Genomic DNA, 21752 nt, shown 5'->3' with positions numbered 1-21752 from the left:
CCGGCCCCCCTGCGACGCCGTCGATCCGGTTCTTTGGCCCGTGCCCATCCGCCGACGCGGCACGGTCCGAGACCACCTGCTCCGTCCGGTACCGGTCCCCACGTGGGGAGGGACCGGTGCCGGACGGGCCGGTGAACCTACGCCCCGGGTGCCCGGGAGATCCACCCCGCCGCGCGTGCCGCCGCCGCGGCATGCCGCTCGGCCTCGTCGGCGGCGGCGTTCAGCGAAGCGTCCCTGCCCGGTGCCGTGCCGCCCGCGGCGGCCGCTGCGGCCCGGGACGCGGCCAGAGCGGCACGTAGGGCCGATGCCGGGGCGGAGGAATCGACGCCGGCCGTGGCGCCTGGCCCGGTCCCGCTGTCCCGTGCCGCGGCCACCTGGGCGGCCAGGGCGGCCGCGGCGGCGGCGTTGCGGGCGCAGCGCGCGTCGGCCGCCGGATCGGGGGCACCGGCGGCCAGCGCGGCGACGGCCCCGGCCGACAGGCGCAGCGCACCCGCGGCCCGGCCGACGGGGCTCGTCGGCACGAGCTGGGCGTCGTCCTCGCCGACTCCGGCATGCCGGCAGGTGGCGGCGGCGCGCTCGTACGCGCTGCGCGCACGGTCGGCGTGGGTCCTGCGCAGAGCCGCCGGATCCGGTGCCGGTGCCGAGGTCGCTGTCACTGCCTCTTCCAGTCCGCTCATCTTCGGTCTCCCTGTGAGGGTGTCCGGGGCCGGGCGCGGGCAGGGTGCCACGCCGGCCGTGAAGAGGCCAGGGGCACCGGCCGTCTGGAAAGCTGACGGTCCGTCAGATATGGTCGCCTCCCCGGCCGTTCCCGAAGGGGTGAGTGCCATGGTGAATCGTCCCGAATGCCCGCAACCGTCCGGTGCGCCGCGCTGGGTCGCGATGTTCTACCGGCCGGCGCAGGCCTCCTGGCACGTGGGCGCGGAGTCCCCCGACCGGGCTCCGGTCATGTACGCCGTGGGAGACATGGCCCAGACGGTGCGGGCGCGCGGCGACGAGGTGACGGTCGCTGTGTGGGGCCCGCAGGACGGTACCTGGCAGCGGTTCGACGCCCCGGCGGGCAAGGCGGCCGCCCCTGCCGCGCAGCCGTCCCCCGAGTGCCCCGAGGAGCCGGCCAGGCTCGCGGAACGCAGGTCGGACCGCCGGCACCAGGCACTCATGGCGGGCCTGAGCAAGGCGGGTCTGTACGACCTCGCCGCCGAGGACGAGGACGCGGTGCGCACCCTCGTCGAACGGCTCGACGAACCCACCGTCCGCCGCGTCGCCCACTGGCTCTCGTCCGCCGGGGGCTGAGGCGGCGGCCGCCGGTGAGGCCGAAGGCGGGTGCCTTCGCCGTCGGTGACGCCGACGCGGGCAGCCCGGCGGCCGGTGACGTCTGCGGCGGGGCGCCGCGCTCGTCGTCGGACCGCTCGCGGCCCACCACCGACCGCCCACGACCGCCCACGACCGGACAGGTACCGCTGACGGGCCGTTGACGGCGCGTCCCGGTTCGGTGCGCGGTCCGCCGGGCAGGCACGTCCTGGAAGTCGCCTACGACTGGAGGGCGTATGAAGGTGTCCGTCGACCGCAGCGCGTGCTACGGCTCCGCCGAGTGCGCGCACCGGGCGCCGTCCGTGTTCGCGTTCGAGGACGGATACGGGGTCGTCCGGCCCGGCCGGACGCGGGCCGCGGACGATCCACAGGTGCGGGAAGGCGATCCACAGGTGTGGGACGACGATCCACAGGTGTGCGAAGCGGTGCGGGAAGCGGCCGAGAGGTGCCCCTCACAGGCCATCGTCGTGAGCGAATGAGACACCGCCCGGCGTGACGGGGCCCACGGCGGCATTCACCACCGTTCCAGGCATGTCGTGAAGAACAACTCCGTGCGGTCGCCGGGCAGTACGACGTCGGAGACGTCCACGACCCGGCCGCCGGTGTCGTACGACGTCTTGCGGAGCAGGATCACCGCCGCCCCGGCCGGCAGCCCCAGCTCCCGCGCCTCCTGCGGGGTCGGCTCCCGCGCGGTGAACCGTTCCTCCACGCGGTCGATCTCGATGCCCACGGTGGAGAGCTGGTGGGGTGTGCCGCCGGGCCAGGGCTCCTTGGACTCGTCCAGGAGATCGGGGTTGGCCGCGGCCACGGCGTGCAGGAGATACGAGGTCGCGAGGCTGAAGGGGGCCGTCTCCGCCGAGTACCGCGTCCGGTAGGTGCGTTCCAGGAGCGCCGTGCCCACCGGTACGCCGAACACCCCGGCCAGCTCGCCGGGTGCCTCGACCGTGCGGTAGTGCGCGAAGAAGACGAGGTCGCCCGGGTCCAGGCCGGTGTCGTGCTCCGTGGCGCCGGTCCCGGCCCGGGTGCCGAAGGACCTGAGGGCCCGGTCCTTCTCCCACTGGTGTCGCCGGCTGTCGCGCACCACCCGGGTGCGAGGACGTCGTACGAACGAGCCGCGCCCGCGCTGCCCGTCGTCCGCCATCTCGTCGTAGGGCTTGGGCACCCGTCCAGGCTACGGCCCGCCGCGCGGACCCGGCGAGTCGGACGGGAGCGTCCCGTGCGGACCCGGCGAGCGGGACGAAAGCGTCCCGTCAGGGCCTGGCGGGCCGGACGGGAGCGGCGTGCGGACCCGGCGGGTCGGGACGGGCGTCCCGTGCGTCCCCCCGAAAAGCGCGAGACCCCCGGCCCAACCCGGCCGGGGGTCTTCCGTGTCGACTGTGCTGCGTACGCAAGTCGCCGTGAAGTCGAAACGTCCGCGGTCCTGCGTGCTGCCGTCGTGCTCAGCAGTCGAGAGGGGCGGTGGACTGGTCCTCGGCTTCCGTCTCGGATTCCGTCCGGTTGAGGCTGCTGCGCCGGCAGCTGGGGGACTTTCCGTGGGCCTCGGCCCGGATCCGCTGTTTCATCGTGGGGGGCAGGAGGGCCCTGGCATGGGACCAGGCCCAGTGGTTCGTCACCGGGATCGTCGGGGCCGTGCGCTGTGCGGTGGGGGTGCTCGGGGTCTCGGGCCGGGTGGTGGCCGCCGCGTCGGTCGCGGTGACGAGGCCGAGCGCCGTGAACAGCGCGAGGAAGGCGGTGACGATGGTGGTCCACAGCTTCATGACCTTGTTCTGGGTCATGGCCCCTCACTTTCAGGTTGGGCGATTTGCGTACTTTGTTCATGATGTGTAAGGGGGCTGCGAAGTGGTGGACCAACGCTCGTGGCGCGTCGATGTTCAGATCAACACCACTCGGATGGGTGCAAGAAGGTCGGAAAACCCGCAAAGCAAGGTGAGGACGAGCGAAGAGGGAGCAAAGTCACGGTCCGTGGGGGTGTGATCACCCTCCGATCGCAACGGCTCCGACCTCGCCTAATGCGCTGCCGGAGGCCGGAGTTGGGGCCCGAAGCAGGTCACCGATCGATATCGGTCGGTGTGTATAGTCGGGCGCCAGAGGTCCCCTACGTCAAAGAAAGACGAGGTCGCGCGGTGAAGAAGCTGCTCCTGGTCGCACTGGCCGCCATCGGCGGGCTCCTCGTGTACCGCCAGATCCAGGCGGATCGCGCCGAGCAGGACCTGTGGACGGAGGCGACTGACTCCGTGCCCACGGGTTCGTGAGTACCGATCCAGAATCTGATCAGACCCCGACCGCCCTTGCGGTCGGGGTTTTGTGTTGCCCGGACGGCGCACTCGCCGGGCACCGGCGCCCCGTGTTGCCGGCTCCCGGGGGGTGGTGTACGCGCACGGGGCCGTGACCCGGGCACGGGGACGGGCGGGACGGGCGTTTCGGACGGCCGTACGGATTCCACGGATGGCACAGGGCCGCGCGGGGCAGGATGGGCCACGGTCGGCAGCGCAGCGACAGGGGGTGGCACGTGCGGGGGCGCAGCGACAGGGAGTGGCGCGTGCGCGGGCGGGGGCGGACGGTGTGGTGGTGGCGGGTTCGCCGGCCGACGGGTCCCGCAACCCGGGCCGCGGTCGTGACCGCCGTGCTCTGCGCCGTGGCCGCCCTGCCGGGCGGGACGGCGGCCGGTGTCCAGGACGGGACCTACGCGTTCGCCCCCGGCGCCCTCGCGGTCTCGGGTACGGGCAGCATGTCCGACGCCGCACGGCTGGAGCCCGGCCGGACCTACCGGAGCTCCCTCCCGAGGAACGGCAGGCTCTACTACCGCCTCGACCTCCCCGCCACGGCCACGGCGTACGTCCCCGTCACCGCCGTACCCCCGGCCCACACCACGGTCACGGCCACCGACGGCATCCGTGTCTCGGTCCGGGACGCGCACGGCAGCGCCTGCTCCTACGCCTCCGCACGCTTCGGCGCCGGACTGAGCCCCCGCCCCGTCACGGCCCTGGGGCGGCGCGAGCCCGGCGGGACGCAGTGCCAGGAGGCCGGGACGTACTACGTCCTGGTGGAGCGCGTGGAAACCGGGGCCGCGGCGGGCTCCGGTGCTGCGGGCTCTGGCTCGGCGCAGGGCTGGGACCTGGAGATCGCGCCCGTCACGGAACCGCGCCTGGCCCGGGCCGGCACCACCAGCGCGCCCGGGACCTGGGACTCCGCCTCCCCCGAGCCCCTTCCCGGGACGGCCCGCCGTCGGTCGGGCGGCGCCGGCTTCGCCCTGGCCCGCCCGCTCGGCCAGGGCGTGTGGCGGACCGGCATGACCCCCGGCCAGACCCTCTTCTACAAGGTGCCGGTCGACTGGGGCCGCCGGCTGGACGCCGTCGCCGAACTCGGCCCTTCCGCCCAGGGCCGGGGATATGTCGGCGGCGCCCTGAACCTGTCGCTGTACAACCCCGTCCGGGGACTCGTCGACGACGCGTCCCTCGGCTACACCGGCACCGGGAAACCCGCGGCCCTGGGCCCGCTGCCGCCCGTGGAGTACACCAACCGGTACACCGTGCTCAGCGCGCAGAGTGCGGTGCGCTTCGCCGGCGACTACTACCTGGTCGTGCACCTCAGCGAGCAGCTGGCCCGGACGTTCGGGACCGGGCCGTTCACGGTGACGCTGCGGGTGCGCGTCGACGGGCGGGCGCACGGCGGGCCCTCGTACGCCGGACGGCCCGTGCCGGGCGGCGTCTTCACGGTCACGGACGAGGACCGGGAGGCGGCGGTCACCGGGAGCACCGGGGGCGGCGGCACCGCGATGAAGGCCCTGGCGGTCGGGGGGATCGGCGGCGGGACCGCACTGCTGCTCGTGCTGGGCGGGTGGACGCTGGTGGCCCGGCGGGCTCAGACGCGGGCCAGCGCCCAGAAGCCCACGGCGTAGCAGACCAGCGCCAGAAGCAGGATCGGGATCGCGGCCTTCGCCGGAGGGCCGGGGCGGCGGCCCCCGCGCCGGGCCCTGCGGCCGTGCGCGGGGCCCGGCTCGCGGTGCCGCGCCGAAGGGTGCCGCGCCGAAGGCTGCCGCGCCGAAGAGTGCCGCGCCGGAGCGGGGACCTGCACGTCCCGGGCGGTGTACACGGCGGTGGACGCGTCACCGCGCGGCTGCGCCGTCGGCGGCGGGGCAGCGGGGGCGGGGTGCCGGGCGGCGTACGGCTCGGGGGAGGACTGCGCGGGCGGGGGCGTGGGCGTGGGGGCGTGCGGGGAACGGGCGGAAGCGGCGGTGGCGGGAGTGGGCGGCTGCTCCGCGGCGTACCGGCCCGGCCGGGCGCCGTGCTGTGCCTGCCGGCTCTCCTCGTGCGGGTGCCGGGGGGCGTGCGGCTGGGGGCTGGGGGTCGGCTGCGGAGGCGGCAGGTGGAAGCTTCCGGTGTCCGACATGGAGGGCTGTGCGAAGTGCTGCGCCCCGTCCCCGCCCAGGCGTGGATCGACGGGGTCGGCGGCGGAGGAGCGGCCCGCCGTGCTCCCCGTGCTGTTGGCGTCGGCGTAGGCGTCGTCGCCGGCCTCGGTGCCGGTGCCGTGTCTGCCCGTGGCGGGCCGTCCCTCCCGTACGCCGGAGGCGGGCTTGAGCGGGCCGTCGGGAGCGAACCCGGGCGGCAGCGGCCCGAGTTGGTCGAAGATCTCGATCAGCTCGTCGTCGGGGCCGGGCTCCGGCAGGAGCTCCGTGGCCGAGGCGAGTGCCTTGCGCGCTCCCGTGGCCGTGCGGAAGCGGGCCGCCGGATCGGGCTGGAGCAGGGTGGCGACCACCTGCCACAGCGGTTCGGGAACGCCCTTGGGCGGCCCGGGAGTCCCGTGCTCCAGGAAGTACTGGACGAGTGACTTGGCGTCGGGCTTGGCGCCCTCCAGCAGATACAGGGCGACCAGGCCCACGGCGAACAGGTCGGCGGGGAAGTCCGGTTCGGACCCCAGCAGCTGCTCGGGCGCCAGATAGCCGGGCGTGCCCACCACGAGGTTGGTCTCCGTCAGGCGGGGCTCGCCGAACCGCATGGCGATGCCGAAATCGGACAGCCTGAGCCGCGGCCGGCCCGTGCCGGTGGCTTCGAGCAGCACGTTGGCGGGCTTGACGTCGCGGTGCACGACGCCTTCCGCGTGGACCGCGGCCAGACCCGACAGGAGCTGGTCGAGCAGGGTGCACACGTACGCCGGCGGCAGCGGGCCGTAGTCGCCGACGAGATGGACCAGCGAGCCGCCCCCGACCAGGTCCATGGTGAACAGGACCTTGTCGTCGTCGGCGGCCCAGCTGGCCGGGGCCAGGACATGGGGATGGTCGATGCGCAGAGCCTGTTCCCGCACGAAGCGCAACAGCGAGTGCGCGTCGCGCTGCTGGAGCACCTTCGCGGCCACATAGCGCCGCCTGCGGTGGTCCCAGGCGCGCCACACGGCACCCGCGCCGCCACGCCCGATCGGGTCGGCCAGCTCGTACCGGCCGGCGAAGACCTCACCCATGACAGTCCGCCGCTCCTCCCCCTAGCCCCTCGTTCCCCCTCTTCCCCCCGGGACGAGAGATACGACCCCTCCCCCGTGCCCCGGACGGCTGACCCCTGGACCCGGCCCCGCGGACCCCCTCCGCGGAGCCGGGCCCTCGGGTCAGTTCTGGTGGGACTGGTAGTGCGCGACCGCGTCGGAGGTGCGGCCGGCACCGTAGACCCGGAGGAACTCTGCCAGCTCCGGGTGGCTCGGGGCGAGGGAGTCGGCGGCGTCGATGATGTCGCCCGCGGCAGCCACCGAACGCAGCAGCGACTGGATCTCGCGCACCACGCGCTTGACCGTCGGCGCCCCCGAACTGCTCGTCGTGTGCGTGGTGTTGTTGAGCACGGATCCCCCCTGCGACTTCTTGATCTCGTCCATGCGGTCGGTGGCCTCGGCCGCGCTGACGCTGCCGTCCGCGACCTGCGCCGCCAGCTCCTGCAGCAGCTGCACCCGCTGGACGACGGCAGGATTGCCGATCTTGGCGCGCTGGCCGCTCATCAGCTGCGACAGCATCGGAGCCGACAGGCCCAGGACCGCCGCGAGACGGGCCTGGTTGAGCCCGAGATCGTCGATGAGCTTACGGAAGAGCGCCCCCAGCGGCTCCCCGTACCAGTTGCGCTGCAGCTCTCGCGCTCTCGCGGTGGCTTCCTGCTGTGCGGCGTCCATTGCGTCTCCCCATCGCTTCCCCTAAAACCGCGGTTCGCTGTAGCGAACCATGTCGAGCATCTTACGGAGAGTGGTCATCTGCGGGGACCCCCAATCTTTTTGCGGGATACGGGGGGTGACCCGGTAGTCTGGTCTGCGGCACGCGCCGGGGTACGCGGTACCTTCGGCCGTGGCTTCCCTTCCGGGGCCTTAGCTCAGTTGGTAGAGCGCCGTCTTTGCATGGCGGATGTCAGGGGTTCGACTCCCCTAGGCTCCACACCGAAGACCCCTCTGACCTGCGGAAACGCAGTTGGAGGGGTCTTTTTCTTCCGGTTTCCCGTGCTGGCGGGAACACACGGCGGTGCCGGCGGACGTCCGTGCAGGCCCGTGTCCGCAGGGCTTTGGGGCAGCGCCCTGCCCGGCCGGTGCCTCCTACACCAGTGGTTCGTCGACCGCTCGCCAGGCCTGGTCGGCGAAGCGCGCGGCCTGGGGGTGGGCACCGTGCGAGGGGTGGGCGAGGTAGGCACGCACGGTGGGTGCGCCGGTCAGCGGGACGAGGTGGACGCCGGGGTGCGTGTAGCGGCGGGCGGCGGAGACCGGTGCAGTGCCCACACCGAGGCCGACGGCCACCTGTTCCAGCCATTCGTCGAAGTTGCGGCACTCGGCGCCGACCACTGGCCGGCTGCCGGCGGGCCACATGTCGGGGAACGTGGTGCCGCTGACGGTGTTGACGATCAGCGGCAGTTCGGAGAGTTCCGCCCAGTCGAGTTCGGTGCGCTCGGCGAGGCGCCAGCTCGCGGGGACCGCCGCGATACGGGGCTCCTCGTAGAGGAGGACGCCGCGCAGTCCCTTCGGCAGGGGCGCGCTGCGCAGCAGGGCCAGATGCGCTTCGCCCGTGTCGAGTCCGGCCTGGGGGGTGTCACAGCGGATGAACTCGACTCCGACTCCGGTCTCCTCGCCGAACCGGGCGGCCAGCCGCGACAGTCCCTCGGGCAGTCCCCAGCTGAACCCGATGCGCAGTTTCTCCCCTTTCTGTAAATCCACCAGCGTCGAGTCGAGCTGGCGTATCAGCGGGGCGACGGCCTCCTGCAGGGTCTTTCCTTTGTCGGTCAGCTCCGTTCTGCGGGTGCTGCGTTCGAAAAGCCTCACGCCCAGGGAGTCCTCAAGAGTCCTGATGTTGCGGGTCAGGGTCGGCTGGGTGAGATGCAGGCGGCGGCCGGCGGCCGTGAAGCCTCCTTCCTCGGCTACCGCCAGAAAGCAACGCAGGTGACGCAGGTCGATGTTCATTCGTCGAGTGTATAGGTGGTGCAGTAAAGTAATTTCTCCACCCCCTGCCCAGTGTCTAGTGTTCTGGGTGTAGCCGAGCGGACGGAGTGCCCGGGAAGCATGGGCCGATAGCCGACGCCGCCGGTGTGCAGTCATTGTTACGGGGGTAACATGCAGGAAGCGCTGGAGCGTTGGTGCGCGCCGTCAATCGGCAGAGCGCAAGAATCGGCCAAAGGGAAGGTCAAGGGACCCGTGGCCGGTCGGGCTGCCAGAAAGGTGCCCGTTCCCGAATCTGCTTTCGTCGTGGCCTCTGCGGACCCTTCGTAGACCGGTTGCCGACCGCGCTGCCCTTTGGTGGTGCGGGGTATGGCACGGGTGATTCGATGTAATGCGATGTGCTGGCTTTGTGTCGATTTCATGTCGACGGCCGCCATCCTCTCGAAAGTTATCCCCTCAACTACTTTCGCCGACGACTTTCCGGCCTGTCCATCAACTCTGTCCCGCGCCGCGACAGGCCGTCGCGGGGTGATTCTGGTCGGGCTTTCCGGAAATTCCCGTCCTGCTGCCGTAGATCACTGAGAAGGATTTTTGCTGTGCCTGTAATCAATACGAGCAACGGTCCCCTTGAACATGTCGTCATCGACGGAGACCCGGACCTGGCACCCCTGGTCTTCCTGCACGGCGGACTCGGCTGCCTCGCGGCCTGGGGGCGCTTTCCCGCCCGTCTGGCCGCCGCCACCGGGCGCCGCGCGCTGGTCTACTCACGCCACGGCCACGGCGGCAGCGGTCCCGACCCGCTGCCCCGTACCCCGCGCTACATGCATGAACACGCCCAGGACGTGCTGCCCGAACTGCTGGATGCGCTGGGCCTGCACCGCCCCGTCCTGGTCGGCCACAGCGACGGCGCCTCCATCGCCCTGCTGTACGCCTCGGTGCACCCCGTCGAAGCGGTCGTCGGGATGGGCCCGCACATGTACTTCGAGGACGAGAACCGCATCGGCATCGAGAACGCCCGCGCCTCCTACGACGCGGGCCCGCTCGCACGGAAGATGGCCATGGTGCACGACGACCCCCGGGGGGTCTTCGACCGCTGGAGCGGGGTCTGGCTCTCGTCCGGCTTCCGCACCTGGTCCATCGAGAACGACCTCGACGTCGTCGCGCCCGTGCTGATGATCCAGGGGGACGCGGACGAGTACGGCTCCCTGGCCCAGGTCGACGCCGTCGAGCGCGCGGTCGAGGGCCCCTTCCGGCGCCTGGTCCCCGAGGGGTGCGACCACTACCCCCATCTGGTCCGCCCGGACCTGGTCACCGACACCGTCCGCGACTTCCTCGCCGAGCATGCCGGGCACGCCGGGCACGTTCGGTCCGCGGAGGCCGCCCGATGACCGCGCAGGCCCCCGTACGCCTCGACGCCCTGCTGGCCCGCTCCGCGCAGGCACACCCCGACCGCACCGCCCTGGAGGGGGCCGGCGAGAGCTGGACGTACGCCCAGCTCGACCGCGCCGTCGATGCGCTGGCGGACCGGCTGACCGCCACCGGCGTCGCACCGGGCGACCGGGTCGGCGTCTACGCCCCCAAGAACCCGGCCACCGTCATCGCCCTGTACGCGGCGCTGCGGGCCGGCGCGGTGACCGCGCCTCTCGACGTGGCCGACCCGCCCGAACGTACTGCCCGCATGATCCGCAACGCAGGGCTGTCCCTGCTGCTGACCTGCGACCGAGCCCTGGCCGGGGCCCACCGCGCCGCCACCCGAGCCCGCGATGGTGCGCCGGCCGACGAGGGCCCCCTGGAGCACGGCCTGCACTGCGTGCGGATCCTCGCCCCCGAGGAGCGGCCCGCGCCGCTGCCCGCGCCCACCGACTCCGGCGGCTACATCCTCTTCACCTCCGGCAGCACCGGCTGGCCCAAGGGCGTTCTGCTCTCGCACGAGAACGTCATGCACTACGCGCTGTGGGCCGCCGGCGAGTTCGGCCTCACCCCCGAGGACCGGATCGGCTCACAGGCCGCCCTCACCTTCGACCTGACCACCTTCGACCTGTTCAGCGCCGCCGCAGCAGGAGCCTGCACGGTCCTGATGCCGGACGTGCTGCGGACCTTCCCGCGCGATGTCGTCGGATGGCTGACCGAGCAGCGCATCACCGCCTTCATGGCCGTGCCGTCCCTCTACCACACCATGCTCCAGCAGGGCGGCATCGCCGACGCCCCGCCGCCCGCCCTGCGCCTCGCGGCCTTCGGCGGCGAGGCGTTCGCCCCCGACCTGCTGGAACGGTACCTGCGGCTGCTGGAAGGGGTGCCCTTCTACAACCTGTACGGGCCCACCGAGACGAACGCCTGCACCTACTACCGGGTTCCGGCCGACTGGACGGCCGACCAGGAGCTGCCCATCGGCCGCGGTATCGGCGGCGTCCACATCGACGTGCTCGACGGGGACGGCCGGCACACCGACGGCGAAGGCGAGATCCACATCGCCGGACCCGTCGTCTTCCAGGGCTATCTGCGCGGCGGCGCACTCGACGACCCCACCGTCACCGTCACCTGCCGCGACGGCGTGGCCCGCCGCGCCTACGCCAGCGGCGACCTCGGCCGGATCACGTCCGACGGCCGCGTCTTCCTGCGTGGCCGGCGCGACAACCAGGTCAAGCGGCGGGGCCACCGCATCGACCTGATGGACGTGGAGAACGCCGTCCTGGAGCTGCCGCAGGTGGCCACCGCCGCGGTCGTCGCCAAGGACGGCCCGTACCTGGGCCAGATCTGGGCCTACGCACAGACCGACGCCGACGAGCGGGAGGTCCTGGCCGCTCTGCGCGACGTGCTGCCCAAACGGATGCTCCCCGACCGGGTGGTTCCGCTCACCGCCCTGCCCACGACCACCAGCGGGAAGGTCGACCGCCGTGCCCTGCGCGACAGCGACGAGCACACCGCCGGCCCTGCCCTTCCAGGCGATACCGACGACCGCACCTCCGGCCCCGCACTCCTGAAGGAGATCACCGTATGAACAGCGTCGAAGAACTCTGCACCCTCATCGGCAGCCGCATCACCTGGGGACGCGGCGAGGACGCCGGCTCCCTCGACGCCGACACCCCGCTGCTGGAGATGGGCCTCCTCGACTCGCTGGCGATCATGGAGATCGTCGCGGCGCTCCACAAGGAAGCCGGCATCACCCTGCCCGACACCGAGATCGTCGCCGCCAACTTCCGCAGCCCCAGGGCCCTTTGGGACGCCATCGAGAACCTCTCCGGCGAGGTCCGCGCATGAGTCCGGCGGCCACCGCGGCGCTGCGCACCGGCGCACCGGAGACCGAACAGCTCGTCGACACCTACCGTGACCTCGCCGCACCGGTGGCCGAGCGGATCGCCGAGAAGGACTTCACCGCCCAGTGGCAGGCCATGGCCGACCTCGGTGTGCTCCGGCTCGCCCCGCCGGACGCCACGGCACCCGGCCCGGTCACCCGCTCGCTCGCCATGATCGAGGGCATCGGTCTGGCCGGCGCCGACCCGGGGCTGTGCTACGCGCTGGCCTCGCAGATCTTCGGGATGCAGTTCCCGCTCCGGGACGCCCTCGGCGCCGACGCCTGGCGCGCGGTCGCCGACGTCCAGCAGGGCCGGGTGCTGCTGTGCCACGCGCTGACCGAACGCGGCGGCGGCAGCGACCCGTTCTCCATGCGGACCCGCGCCCGGCGCGACGGAGACGGCTTCGTGCTCGACGGCGCCAAGACGTTCATCACCGCCGCCCCCGTGGCCGACCGGGCGATCGTCTTCGCCCGTACCGCCGAGGGACGCTCGCCGTTCGCGCTGTCCGCGTTCCTCTTCCCGCTCGACCTGCCGGGGATCCGCCGCGGCGAGACCTTCACCAAGACCGCGCTGCCCACCGTGCCGATGGGGGAGCTCCTCTTCGAGGGCGCCCGGCTGCCGGGGAGCGCACTGCTCGGCGAGGAGGGCTCCGGACTGGCAGTGATGGCCTCCACCACCGCCTGGGAACGCTCCGTCATCCTCGGCTACGCCCTCGGCCCGATGCAGCGCATCCTGGCCCGCACCGTCGACTGGGCCGCGGACCGCGACCACTTCGGCCGCCGTATGGGAGCGAGTCACCAGGTCGCGGCCCGGGTCAGCGACATGGCCCTGGCGCTGCACCGCTCCCGCGTCCAGCTCTACGCGATGGCCGCCCGGCTCGACACCGGTACGCCCGCCCGGCAGCTGGCCACCGAGGCGGCCCTCACCAAGATCTCCGTCTCCGAGGACTACGTACGGATGACCGAGCACGCCACCGCGCTGTCCGGCGTCCGCGCCTTCCTCCCCGCCTCCGAACTCGCCGCCGACCTGGCCGGCCCCATGGCGGCCCTCACCTACGCCGGTCCGAACGACCTGCTGCGCGTGGGTGTCGCACGGCAACTCGGCCTGCCCGTCGAGAACTGACCGGTCGAGACCCGACCGGCCGCCCACCGACTCCAAGGACTTCGATGACGCTGCCGACCCCACTCGACGACCTCCTCAAACTCGCCGCGGAGACGGGCGACCGGCTCGCCCCGCTCGCCGCCGGCACCGACGCCGGACGCGACAACGGCCACGAGACCTACCGCATCCTGCGCGAGTCCGGTCTGCTCGCCCTGCTCGTCCCCCGGGAAGCAGGCGGCGCAGGCCTGGGCTTCGGCGACTACTGGCGGGTGCTCGCCGAACTCGGCGCGCACAACGGCGCCGCCGCCCTCGGCTTCAACATGCACCACGTCGTCATCGGCGCGCTCGCCGATGCCGCCGGCACCCGGCTGCCCCCGGCCGCCGAGACGTTCCGCGCCTGGATGCTGGACGAGGTCGTGAACGGGCGCAAGCTGTTCGCCTCCGCCACCTCCGAGGCGGGCCGCGGCGCCAAACTCCGCGGGATGCAGACCCGTTACCGGCTCTCCGACGACGGCACGCACTACCTCCTGAGCGGCCAGAAGTCCTTCGTGTCGCTGGCCGGCGCCGCCGACTACTACGTCGTCGCGGCCTGTGCCGAGGGCGGCGCCGAGGACACCGGCGAGGCCTCGCACTTCGTCGTCGCCGCCGACGACCCCGGCGTGAGCTTCGGCACCGTGCAGCACATGTCGGCGATGTACGGCACCAGCACCGCCCCGATGACGCTGGACGAGGTCCGGGTGCCCCGCTCCCGGCTCTACCTCGGCGTCGAGGGCATGTCCCTGTTCAAGGTCGTGCGCGAACCGCACTGGATGGTCGCCGGCTACACCGGCGCCTACCTCGGCATCGCCGAGGCCCTCTTCCGGCACACCGTCGACCATGTCACCGCCTCTCCCGCCCGCGCCGACTCGCCCGTCGTGCAGCAGGAGCTGGGCCGGATGTCCGCCCGGCTGCGGGCCGCCCGCGCCCTGGTGCACGAGGCCGGTGACCTCGTCACCGCCGAACGCGGCAGCCTGGAGGCCAACGCCATGGTGCACGCCGCCAAGTACGTCGTCGGCGAGGTCGGCCCCCAGCTCGCCCAGGACGCGCTGAGGCTGTGCGGCTCGGCCGCCGTCAGCCGCAGCCACCCGCTGGAGCGGCTGATCCGCGAGGTCCAGTTCGCCCATGTGATGCCCGCCAAGCCGCAGGAGTGCCTGGAATACCTGGGCAAGGCCGCGGTCGGCGTCAACCTCTACGACGCCCGGGCGTTCGCATGGTGACCCCCCTCCAGGACGAACGCGCGGTGACCCGCGACGCCTTCCGGGCCCTGATGGGCTCCCACCCCAGCGGCGTCGCCGTCATCGCCACCGCCGACGCGCAGGGCACGCCGTACGGTTTCACCTGCACCGCCCTGTGCTCGCTCTCCCTCGACCCGCCGCAGCTGCTGGTCTGCGCGGGCAACAACGGGAGCACCCTCCCGGTCCTCGCCGCTCGTGGCGCCTTCACCGTCAACCTCCTGCACAGCGCCGGGCGGCGTGCCGCCGAGGCGTTCGCCGGGCCGGCCGCCGAACGGTTTCGCACCGTCCCCTGGCAGCCCGCGCCCACCACCGGCCTACCGGCCCTGATACAGGACGCGCACGCCACCGCCGAGTGCCGGGTCACCCGGCTCGTCCCGGCCGCCGACCACACCATCGTGATCGGCGAGGTGCTGCACACCCAGACCCACGCCCCGGCCGGCGAAGAGCCGCCGCTGCTGTACGGCATGCGCCGCTACGCCACCTGGCCGGCCTGACCGGGCCGCGCCCCACCGGCCGGCCCCACCCGCGGCCACGTGCCTCCGGCCGGTCCCACCCGCGGCCGCACCCCACCACCACACGCCCCACCACCACACGCCCCACCACACGTGAGGAATCCGCATGTACCGCACCCTGATGAAGTCGAAGATCCACCGCGCCACCGTCACCCAGGCCGAGCTGCACTACGTCGGCTCGGTGACCGTCGACTCCGACCTCATGAAGGCCGCCGACCTGATGGCGGGCGAGAAGGTCGACATCGTCGACATCGACAACGGCGCCCGGCTGTCCACCTACGTCATCGAGGGCCCGGCCGGTTCCGGCGTCATCGGCATCAACGGCGCCGCGGCCCGCCTCATCAGCCCCGGCGACCTCGTCATCCTCATCGCCTACGCCTCCATGACGGACACCGAGGCCGCCTCCTTCGTCCCCCACGTCGTCTTCGTCGACGAGCACAATGCCGTCTCGGGCCTGGGCGGCGACCCGGCCGAGGCCCCCGAGGGCTCGGGCCTCGAACGCGGCGACCTCGTCGCCGGCTGAGCGCCCGAACACGCCGTCTCAGGGAGATGCCATGACGATCTCCGTGGTCAGCGGCGGCACCCGCGGCATCGGACGGGCACTGAGCCTCAGGCTCGCCGCCCTCGGCCACCGGGTGATCGCCCTCTACCGCAGTGACGACCTCGCCGCACAGGAGACCGCGAAGGCCGGCGACGGCCGGATCGAGACGCTGCGCTGCGACCTCGCCCGGCCCGAGGAGATACGGGCGGTCGGCGACACGATCACCGGCACGTACGGCGCACCGTCCGTGCTGGTCAACAACGCCGGTGTGAACCGCGACCGGCCGTTCCTGTCGATGACCGCCGAGGACTGGGACACGGTGCTGGCCACCAACCTCTCCGGTCCCTTCCACCTCACCCGGGCCCTGGCGCCCGCGATGGCGCAGGCGGGCGGCGGCAGCATCGTCAACGTCGCCTCCACCACGGCGATCCGGCCCCGTGCAGACGGCGCCAACTACTGCGCGAGCAAGGCGGGCCTGCTCCAGCTCACCAAGTGCCTGGCCCTCGAACTCGCCCCGCACATCAGGGTGAACGCCCTGCTGCCCGGATTCACCGACACCGAAGAGGTCACCGAGCGCTACCGCCTCGATGACCCCGAGCGGCTGGCCGCCGTCCTGGACGCCATCCCCGGCCGCCGGCTCGGCACGGCCGAGGACATGGCCGATGCCCTCGAATTCCTGGTGACCGCGCGCAGCGGCTACGTCACGGGCCAACAACTCATCGTCGACGGCGGCCACTTCATGGGGTGACCCCCCCCACATCGCCACCGGTCCGTGCACGCCCACCGGTCCGTGCACGCCCACCGGTCCGTGCACGCCCGCCGGTGCGCTCACGGCCGCCGGTCCGCCCCGACGGATTCCCTCACCTCTCAGGAGAAGAAGCGCATGCGACTGACCCAGCAACAGGCCGACCAGTACCACCAGCAGGGGTTCCTCATGCTCGAATCCCTCCTCGACCCGCAGGAGGTGGAGAGTCTCCGCGCCGCCTTCGAGCGCGACGGGAAGGTACCCGGCCCGCAGGTGGTGACCGAGGACGGCGGTACGGAGGTACGGGCGGTCTACGCCTCGCACCAGCGCCAGTCCGAGTTCGCCGGCCTGATCCGTGACCCGCGCATCCTGGAGCCTGTCCAGCAGCTGCTCACCGAGGACGTCTACGTCTACCAGTTCAAGATCAACGCCAAGCCGGCCTTCGGCGGCGACAAGTGGGCCTGGCACCAGGACTACCTCGCCTGGCGGCTCGCCGACAACCTGCCCGCTCCGCGCCAGATCAACATCGGCGTCTTCCTCGACGACGTCACCGAGTTCAACGGCCCGGTCATCTTCCTGCCGGGCTCGCACCGGGGCGGACTCGTCCACGAGGGCCGCTCGGCCGCCGCCAGGTCCGAGCAGCACCTCGACCCCGACGACATCTCGCTGTCGCCGCAGCAGCTCGCCGAACACGTCGACCGGCACGGTATGACCAGCCCCAAGGGCCCCGCCGGCTCCGTCGTGCTGTTCTCCCCGGAGATCGTGCACGGCTCGTCCCCCAACATGTCGCCGTTCCCCCGCCGGCTGCTGATCGCCACCTACAACGACACCGCCAACCTGCCGCGGCCCACGGGCGAACCCCGCCCGGACTACGTGGTGTGCCGCGACACCGAGCCGCTGCGCCCACTGGCCGCCCCCTTCTCCCAGACCCTGAGCACGGTGACGGCATGACACAGCGCACCGGACGCGCCGTCGTCCTGGAGGAGTTCGCCGAGCCACTGCGACTGCGGGAGTTCCCGCTGCCCGCGGCCCCCGACGAAGGCATGGTCGTCGCCTGCGGATACGGCGGCGTCTGCGGCACGGACCTGCATCTGCAGCAGGGCCACCTGGACATCCCCGTCCCGCTCGTCCTCGGCCACGAAGGGCTCGGCGTCATAGAAGAGCTGGGCGCCGGGACCCACCAGGACGCCGCCGGGACGCCGCTCGCGGTCGGCGACACGGTGATGTGGGCCTCCTCCATCGCCTGCGGCGTCTGCCCGCCCTGCCGGCTGCACCGCGAACCGACCCTGTGCGAGCGGCGCCGCACCTACGGCGTCAACCGCGCCCTCGCCGACGGCCCGGAACTCTCCGGAGCCTGGGCCGACCACATCGTGCTGCAACCCGGCACCACCGTGATCAAGGTTCCCGACGGCACCGACCCGCTCGCCGCCATGTCCCTGGCCTGCGCCGGGCCCACCGTGGCACACGCGCTCTACGAGAGGCGGCCGGTGCGGTTGGGCGAGACCGTCGTCGTGCAGGGCAGCGGCCCGGTCGGTCTGGCGGCAGCCGCGTTCGCGCAGCTGGCCGGTGCCGCCAAGGTCGTCGTCGTCGGCGGCCCGGCCGGGCGACTGGAGCGGGCCGCCGCGGCCGGCATCGGTGACGTCCACCTGAACATCGCCGACGCCGCCGACCCCGCGGAGGTCCTGCGCGAGGTACGGGCCGCCACCGGAGGGGACGGCGCCGACCTGGTGATCGAGTGCGCCGGAGTGCCGGCCGCCGTCGGACAGGGCCTCACCCTGGCCCGCCGGGGCGGCAGCTACCTGATCATCGGCCAGTACACGGACGCCGGGGACACCCTGATCAACCCGCACCAGATCGTCCACCGGCAGCTCGACGTCGTCGGCTCCTGGGCCTTCACCGGTGCCCACCTCGTCGAGTACGTCCGCCTGCTGCCGGCCCTCACCGGCCGGTTCGACCTGGCCGCCCTGGTGACGCCCTTCCCTCTGGACCAGCACGCAGACGCGCTCACCGCGGTGGCCGACGGGTCGGTGATGAAGGCGGTGCTCACGTCCTGACACCCCCTTTCCCGACGCTCACCTCCTGACACACCACCCCTGCGGTGCGCCGGTGACGGCGAAGGCGAGGTGAAGGCGAGGGCGAGGGCGAGGGCGAGGGCGAAAGCGAAGATGACGGCGACGGCCCGACAGCAGCCTCACGGCGCGGTCGGGCCGTCGCCGCTGCCGCTGCCGTCGCCGTCGCGGTCGCCCGCTCGCCCGTCCGCACGAAAAGGCACCGGCTCACCCGCCGAGCGCCCCCAGCGCCTCCTGAGTCGCCTCGTCGTCGGGAAGGTAGGCCAGCAGGTGGTGGCCCGGCTCGTCCACGGCGGCGAGCTTGACGTACCGCAGCCGCAGATCACCGGCAACCGGGTGCCGGAAATGGCGTACCGCCGGATGGAACGCCGAGGTCTCCCGGTGGCTGTACCAGCGGACCGCGTCCGGGTCGGCCAGCAGTTCCTCGGTGATCTCCGCATAACGGCCGTCCTCCGGGTGCCGGGCCGCCTTCGCCCGGAACTGGCCGAGCAGACTCCGCGCCTCCGGCTCCCAACGGGCCAGCAGCGTACGGGCCGGCGGCCAGCGGAACACCAGCCACAGCAGATTGCGCTGCTTGGGCGCCAGCCGCGCCGGGTCGGTGAGCAGCGCCGCATACCCCGAATTCCAGGCCAGCAGGTCCCAGTGCGGGTCGAGCACCGCGGCCGGATTCGGCGCCAGCGACTCCACCAGCGACAGCAGATTCCGCGACACCCACCCCGGCGGCCGCTCGGCCGGCACGGCGTGCTCCACGAACGACAGCACATGCGCGGTTTCGTCCGCGTTCAGCCGCAGCGCCCGCGCCACGGACCGCAGCACCTGCTCCGACGTACGGACCCGTCCCTGCTCCAGCCACGCGTACCAGGAACTGCTGACCCCGGCCAGCTCGGCGACCTCCTCGCGCCGCAGCCCCGGGGTACGGCGCCGCGCAGAGCCGGGCAGCCCCACGTCAGCGGGCGCCAGCCGCTCGCGGCGGGAGCGCAGGAACGCGCCCAGTTCGCGGCGCAGGCCGCTGGGTCCGCTGTCGTTCACGCCCCCACGCCCTCCCTGCTCCGCCGCCCCGCTCCCCGGGGCATCGCACCCTTGCCCGGGACGTCGCACCGGTCCCCAGGCTGTGAGCAACGGTAATCGGCTACGGGGCCACCCCGGCCGGCTGCGGTGATGAGCTGAATCGGCCGGTCCGACAGCACCGGTCGGCACGACACGAGGAGCCCCATGGACACCGCCGACTCACCCCGCACCACTCCCACACCCCCTCCGGCTGCCGTCACCGGCCCGGCCGCTTTACCGACGCCCCCCGCCGCCTCGCTGCGTCTGCTGCGCACTGCCGGATTCGTCAGCAACTTCGACCGATTCTGCATCACCCCGATGCTGCTGATCATCGGAAGCCGGCTCGGCGTCCCGCTGACCACGGTGATGCTCGCCGCCAGCGGCTACTTCCTCGCCTACGGCCTCATGCAGCCGATCTGGGGCCTGGCGAGCGACCGGCTGGGCCGGGTGCGGGTCATGCGGATCTCGCTGACCGGCGCCGCCGTCGCCGCACTGTGCTCGGTGATCGCGCCCGGCGCGACGGTGCTGATCGTGGCCCGCGTCGCGGCCGGCGCGTTCTTCGCCGCGTCCATCGCCGCATCCATCACCTACGTCGGGGACACCGTGCCCGCCGCGGTCCGCCAGCGCCCGCTCAGCGAGCTGATGACCGCGTTCGCGCTGGGCACCGCCGTCGCCACCGTCGTCGCCGGGGCACTGGCGCACTACGTCAGCTGGCGGCTGGTCTTCGCCCTGCCCGGCCTGATCGCCGCCTACCTGGTCGTCGCCCTGCGCCGACTGCCCGAACCGCCGCGCGCAGCGCCCGGTGCGCTGCTCACTCCGTTCAAGATCGCCCTGAGTTCCCGCTGGCAGTGGTACGTCATGGCCGTCGCGATGCTCGAAGGCGCCGTCCTGCTGGGCTTCCTGACCTACATCGCGCCGGCGCTGGAGGCGCAGGGCGCCTCGGCGACCCTGGCCGGTGCGGTGTCTGCGCTGTACGGCGTGGGCTCGATGGCCGCGGCACAGATGGTCAAGCGGCTCGTCGGGCGCTGGACACCGGTGCGGCTGATCGTGATCGGCGGGGTGCAGATGGCGGTGGCCTTCGGCTTCGCCGCGGCCAGCCGGTCCGTGCCCGCGCTGGTGGGATGCGCTCTGCTGCTCGGCGGTGGCTGGTCGTTCATGCACTCCACGATCCAGTCCTGGGCCACCGCCCTGTCGCCCGCCGCCCGGGCCACCAGCGTCGCGATGTTCGGCGTGGCTCTCTACGTCGGCAGCGCCCTGGCCAGCGCCCTCGCCGCCGGACCCGCCGAACACCACGCCTACCAGGGCATGTTCCTGACGGCCGCGGTCCTGACCGTCCCCCTGACCGTGGCAGCCGCCGTGGGCCGCGCCCGCTACCGGAACTGACCCGACCGCGTCCCCGCCGGCCCCGGGGCGAAGCTGCCGCCGGCCCCAGGAGCCGACACACCCCCGGCGCGGAACCACACCGCGCAAAAAAGACCCCCATGACCGCGTCCACGCAGGTCACAGGGGTCCTCAACGACGAATCCCGGACGGGGCGATCTCCACCACAACCCGCCCGCAGGCGCCGTACCCGGCACAGCCGGGCGTCCCACGGACGCCCGGCCTCACTCCTTCTCGTCGCGATCGGCGGCGTCCTCATCGGCCTGCTTCGCCTGGGCCTCCGGGTCCAGCACCGAGGTACCACTGCCGTCCACCGCGCTCAGCCGCCCCGACTCGGGCACCTCCGTCGCAGCGGGCGGCTCCACCAGCCAGTCCGGGTTGGCCTGCTTGTCCCACCACTTCCAGGCCGCAAAAGCACCGCCCGCCACCAGGCCCAGCAGCGCCAGCACCTTCACGGTCCGGCCGACCCTGGAACGCCGCTCGTTCCTGCGGGCCAGCTTCTGGATCTCCTGCGCCGAGACATGGCCGCGCAGCGCGGCCAGCGCGGCGGCACTGCGCGTGGCGGCCTCGTCCGCCACCGGGACCGCAGCGGCCACCGCCTGCTCGATCATCGGACGCGAATACTCGGCGGCCTGCCGCGCAGCCTTCAACGTACGGGCGGCAGCCTCGTGCGCAGCCAGGTCCACCTTCGGCGGCACATGCGTCCGCGCCTGCTCCAGACGCGGGGCGAGATAGGCGTCGTACTGCTCGCGGGCCTGCTCAGCGGCCTGCGACACCACGGGCGCCAGCCGTACGCGTGCCTCCTGCGCGTAATACGCGGCACGCTCCTTTGCCGTGTCGGCGTAGGGTGCCACCACTTCCGCGGCGTGCAGCACGCTGTCCCTCGCCGAGCCGGTCGCGGCGCGCACGCTGTCGATGCGGGTCACGGGTTCCTCCTCCTCGGTGGCGTACGGTAATTCGACTTTCCACCCTTTTACGGATCATGCCTGTCAACCAGCTGCGCGGCATGCGCGGGCGGGCATATGGGTGCAACAGGAACTTCCTCACGACACTCCCACGAATCGCGGCCCTGCGCTCCCTCACCGGCGGAACTGCC

At 72.8% G+C, this 21752-nt stretch carries 23 protein-coding genes and 1 tRNA gene; 16 read left to right on the top strand and 8 right to left on the bottom strand.

The features are described 5' to 3' along the window. Positions 1-137: 137 nt before the first annotated feature. A complete protein-coding gene (locus ACFZCP_RS23525; RefSeq protein WP_391429643.1) occupies positions 138-677 on the bottom strand; it encodes a hypothetical protein in 540 nt (179 codons plus the stop codon). A 148-nt stretch (positions 678-825) separates the two neighbouring features. On the opposite strand from ACFZCP_RS23525, the gene ACFZCP_RS23520 reads away from it, so the two are divergent. Continuing rightward, a complete protein-coding gene (locus ACFZCP_RS23520) occupies positions 826-1290 on the top strand; it encodes a hypothetical protein (RefSeq protein ID WP_391429641.1) in 465 nt (154 codons plus the stop codon). Between the two features lie 254 nt (positions 1291-1544). Next, positions 1545-1787: a ferredoxin gene (locus tag ACFZCP_RS23515; protein WP_391429639.1), complete on the top strand. Its 243-nt coding sequence runs from the start codon at positions 1545-1547 to the stop codon at positions 1785-1787. A 35-nt stretch (positions 1788-1822) separates the two neighbouring features. On the opposite strand, the gene ACFZCP_RS23510 is transcribed toward ACFZCP_RS23515, so the two are convergent. Together ACFZCP_RS23510 and ACFZCP_RS23505 are read right to left on the bottom strand one after the other, a co-directional pair. Then, the gene (locus ACFZCP_RS23510) at positions 1823-2449 is read right to left on the bottom strand and encodes a UTRA domain-containing protein (RefSeq protein WP_391430064.1); all 627 of its coding nucleotides are present in this window, start codon (positions 2447-2449) and stop codon (positions 1823-1825) included. 298 nt (positions 2450-2747) lie between these two features. After that, positions 2748-3083, bottom strand: coding sequence for a DUF6344 domain-containing protein (locus tag ACFZCP_RS23505; RefSeq protein ID WP_362688730.1), 336 nt, complete (start codon positions 3081-3083; stop codon positions 2748-2750). A 348-nt stretch (positions 3084-3431) separates the two neighbouring features. Here ACFZCP_RS23505 and ACFZCP_RS23500 point away from each other — a divergent pair, with 348 nt between their 5' ends. Then, a complete protein-coding gene (locus ACFZCP_RS23500; RefSeq protein WP_003999697.1) occupies positions 3432-3560 on the top strand; it encodes a DLW-39 family protein in 129 nt (42 codons plus the stop codon). Positions 3561-3922: 362 nt separating this feature from the next. Next, positions 3923-5206 (top strand): hypothetical protein, encoded by a 1284-nt coding sequence (locus ACFZCP_RS23495; protein WP_391429637.1) that lies wholly within the window; start codon positions 3923-3925, stop codon positions 5204-5206. On the opposite strand, the gene ACFZCP_RS23490 is transcribed toward ACFZCP_RS23495, so the two are convergent. Beyond that, positions 5170-6762 carry a protein kinase gene (locus tag ACFZCP_RS23490; protein WP_391429635.1) on the bottom strand — a complete coding sequence of 531 codons (1593 nt, stop codon included), beginning with the start codon at positions 6760-6762 and terminating at the stop codon, positions 5170-5172. The two genes, ACFZCP_RS23495 and ACFZCP_RS23490, sit on opposite strands and share 37 nt — an antisense overlap. Positions 6763-6903: 141 nt before the next feature. Then, the gene (locus tag ACFZCP_RS23485) at positions 6904-7452 is read right to left on the bottom strand and encodes a helix-turn-helix domain-containing protein (protein ID WP_391429633.1); all 549 of its coding nucleotides are present in this window, start codon (positions 7450-7452) and stop codon (positions 6904-6906) included. Positions 7453-7635: 183 nt separating this feature from the next. Between ACFZCP_RS23485 and ACFZCP_RS23480 the strand changes: the two genes are divergently transcribed. Continuing rightward, positions 7636-7708, top strand: a tRNA-Ala gene (locus ACFZCP_RS23480). A gap of 155 nt (positions 7709-7863) precedes the next feature. On the opposite strand, the gene ACFZCP_RS23475 is transcribed toward ACFZCP_RS23480, so the two are convergent. Continuing rightward, positions 7864-8718 carry a LysR family transcriptional regulator gene (locus ACFZCP_RS23475; protein ID WP_391429631.1) on the bottom strand — a complete coding sequence of 285 codons (855 nt, stop codon included), beginning with the start codon at positions 8716-8718 and terminating at the stop codon, positions 7864-7866. Between the two features lie 572 nt (positions 8719-9290). Between ACFZCP_RS23475 and ACFZCP_RS23470 the strand changes: the two genes are divergently transcribed. The 10 genes from ACFZCP_RS23470 (at position 9291) to ACFZCP_RS23425 (ending at position 18214) form a co-directional block, all read left to right on the top strand. After that, positions 9291-10082, top strand: coding sequence for an alpha/beta fold hydrolase (locus tag ACFZCP_RS23470; protein ID WP_391429629.1), 792 nt, complete (start codon positions 9291-9293; stop codon positions 10080-10082). Beyond that, complete coding sequence (locus ACFZCP_RS23465; RefSeq protein ID WP_391429627.1) at positions 10079-11692, top strand: amino acid adenylation domain-containing protein; 1614 nt, start codon at positions 10079-10081, stop codon at positions 11690-11692. The genes ACFZCP_RS23470 and ACFZCP_RS23465 overlap by 4 nt, the downstream gene beginning before the upstream one ends. Further along, the gene (locus ACFZCP_RS23460) at positions 11689-11952 is read left to right on the top strand and encodes an acyl carrier protein (RefSeq protein ID WP_362688751.1); all 264 of its coding nucleotides are present in this window, start codon (positions 11689-11691) and stop codon (positions 11950-11952) included. The genes ACFZCP_RS23465 and ACFZCP_RS23460 overlap by 4 nt, the downstream gene beginning before the upstream one ends. Next, the gene (locus ACFZCP_RS23455) at positions 11949-13109 is read left to right on the top strand and encodes an acyl-CoA dehydrogenase family protein (protein WP_391429625.1); all 1161 of its coding nucleotides are present in this window, start codon (positions 11949-11951) and stop codon (positions 13107-13109) included. The genes ACFZCP_RS23460 and ACFZCP_RS23455 overlap by 4 nt, the downstream gene beginning before the upstream one ends. Before the next feature lie 44 nt (positions 13110-13153). Next, positions 13154-14344 carry an acyl-CoA dehydrogenase family protein gene (locus ACFZCP_RS23450; protein ID WP_362688757.1) on the top strand — a complete coding sequence of 397 codons (1191 nt, stop codon included), beginning with the start codon at positions 13154-13156 and terminating at the stop codon, positions 14342-14344. Further along, positions 14338-14856, top strand: coding sequence for a flavin reductase (locus ACFZCP_RS23445; protein WP_391429622.1), 519 nt, complete (start codon positions 14338-14340; stop codon positions 14854-14856). The genes ACFZCP_RS23450 and ACFZCP_RS23445 overlap by 7 nt, the downstream gene beginning before the upstream one ends. A gap of 124 nt (positions 14857-14980) precedes the next feature. Then, on the top strand, positions 14981-15397 hold the full coding sequence (panD, locus tag ACFZCP_RS23440; protein WP_391429620.1) for an aspartate 1-decarboxylase: 417 nt from the start codon (positions 14981-14983) through the stop codon (positions 15395-15397). A gap of 31 nt (positions 15398-15428) precedes the next feature. Then, positions 15429-16163, top strand: coding sequence for an SDR family oxidoreductase (locus ACFZCP_RS23435; protein ID WP_391429617.1), 735 nt, complete (start codon positions 15429-15431; stop codon positions 16161-16163). Positions 16164-16298: 135 nt separating this feature from the next. Beyond that, the gene (locus ACFZCP_RS23430; protein ID WP_391429615.1) at positions 16299-17111 is read left to right on the top strand and encodes a phytanoyl-CoA dioxygenase family protein; all 813 of its coding nucleotides are present in this window, start codon (positions 16299-16301) and stop codon (positions 17109-17111) included. Beyond that, positions 17108-18214 (top strand): zinc-binding dehydrogenase, encoded by a 1107-nt coding sequence (locus ACFZCP_RS23425; protein WP_391429613.1) that lies wholly within the window; start codon positions 17108-17110, stop codon positions 18212-18214. Before ACFZCP_RS23430 ends, ACFZCP_RS23425 begins: the two co-directional genes overlap by 4 nt. Positions 18215-18436: 222 nt before the next feature. Here ACFZCP_RS23425 and ACFZCP_RS23420 read toward each other — a convergent pair whose 3' ends face one another. After that, positions 18437-19258, bottom strand: a complete 822-nt coding sequence (locus ACFZCP_RS23420; protein WP_391429611.1) for a helix-turn-helix domain-containing protein — start codon at positions 19256-19258, stop codon at positions 18437-18439. A 183-nt stretch (positions 19259-19441) separates the two neighbouring features. On the opposite strand from ACFZCP_RS23420, the gene ACFZCP_RS23415 reads away from it, so the two are divergent. Then, positions 19442-20659 (top strand): MFS transporter, encoded by a 1218-nt coding sequence (locus ACFZCP_RS23415; RefSeq protein ID WP_391429609.1) that lies wholly within the window; start codon positions 19442-19444, stop codon positions 20657-20659. Positions 20660-20880: 221 nt separating this feature from the next. Here the strand turns inward: ACFZCP_RS23415 and ACFZCP_RS23410 are convergent, their stop codons facing one another. Next, positions 20881-21582 carry a DUF5324 family protein gene (locus tag ACFZCP_RS23410; protein ID WP_391429607.1) on the bottom strand — a complete coding sequence of 234 codons (702 nt, stop codon included), beginning with the start codon at positions 21580-21582 and terminating at the stop codon, positions 20881-20883. Between the last annotated feature and the right edge of the window lie 170 nt (positions 21583-21752).

It is taken from the genome of Streptomyces sp. NPDC007971, from assembly GCF_042958635.1.
GTDB lineage: Bacteria > Actinomycetota > Actinomycetes > Streptomycetales > Streptomycetaceae > Streptomyces.
The sequence above is the reverse complement of the archived record's forward strand: the minus strand, read 5'-3'. Positions and strand labels throughout refer to the sequence as shown.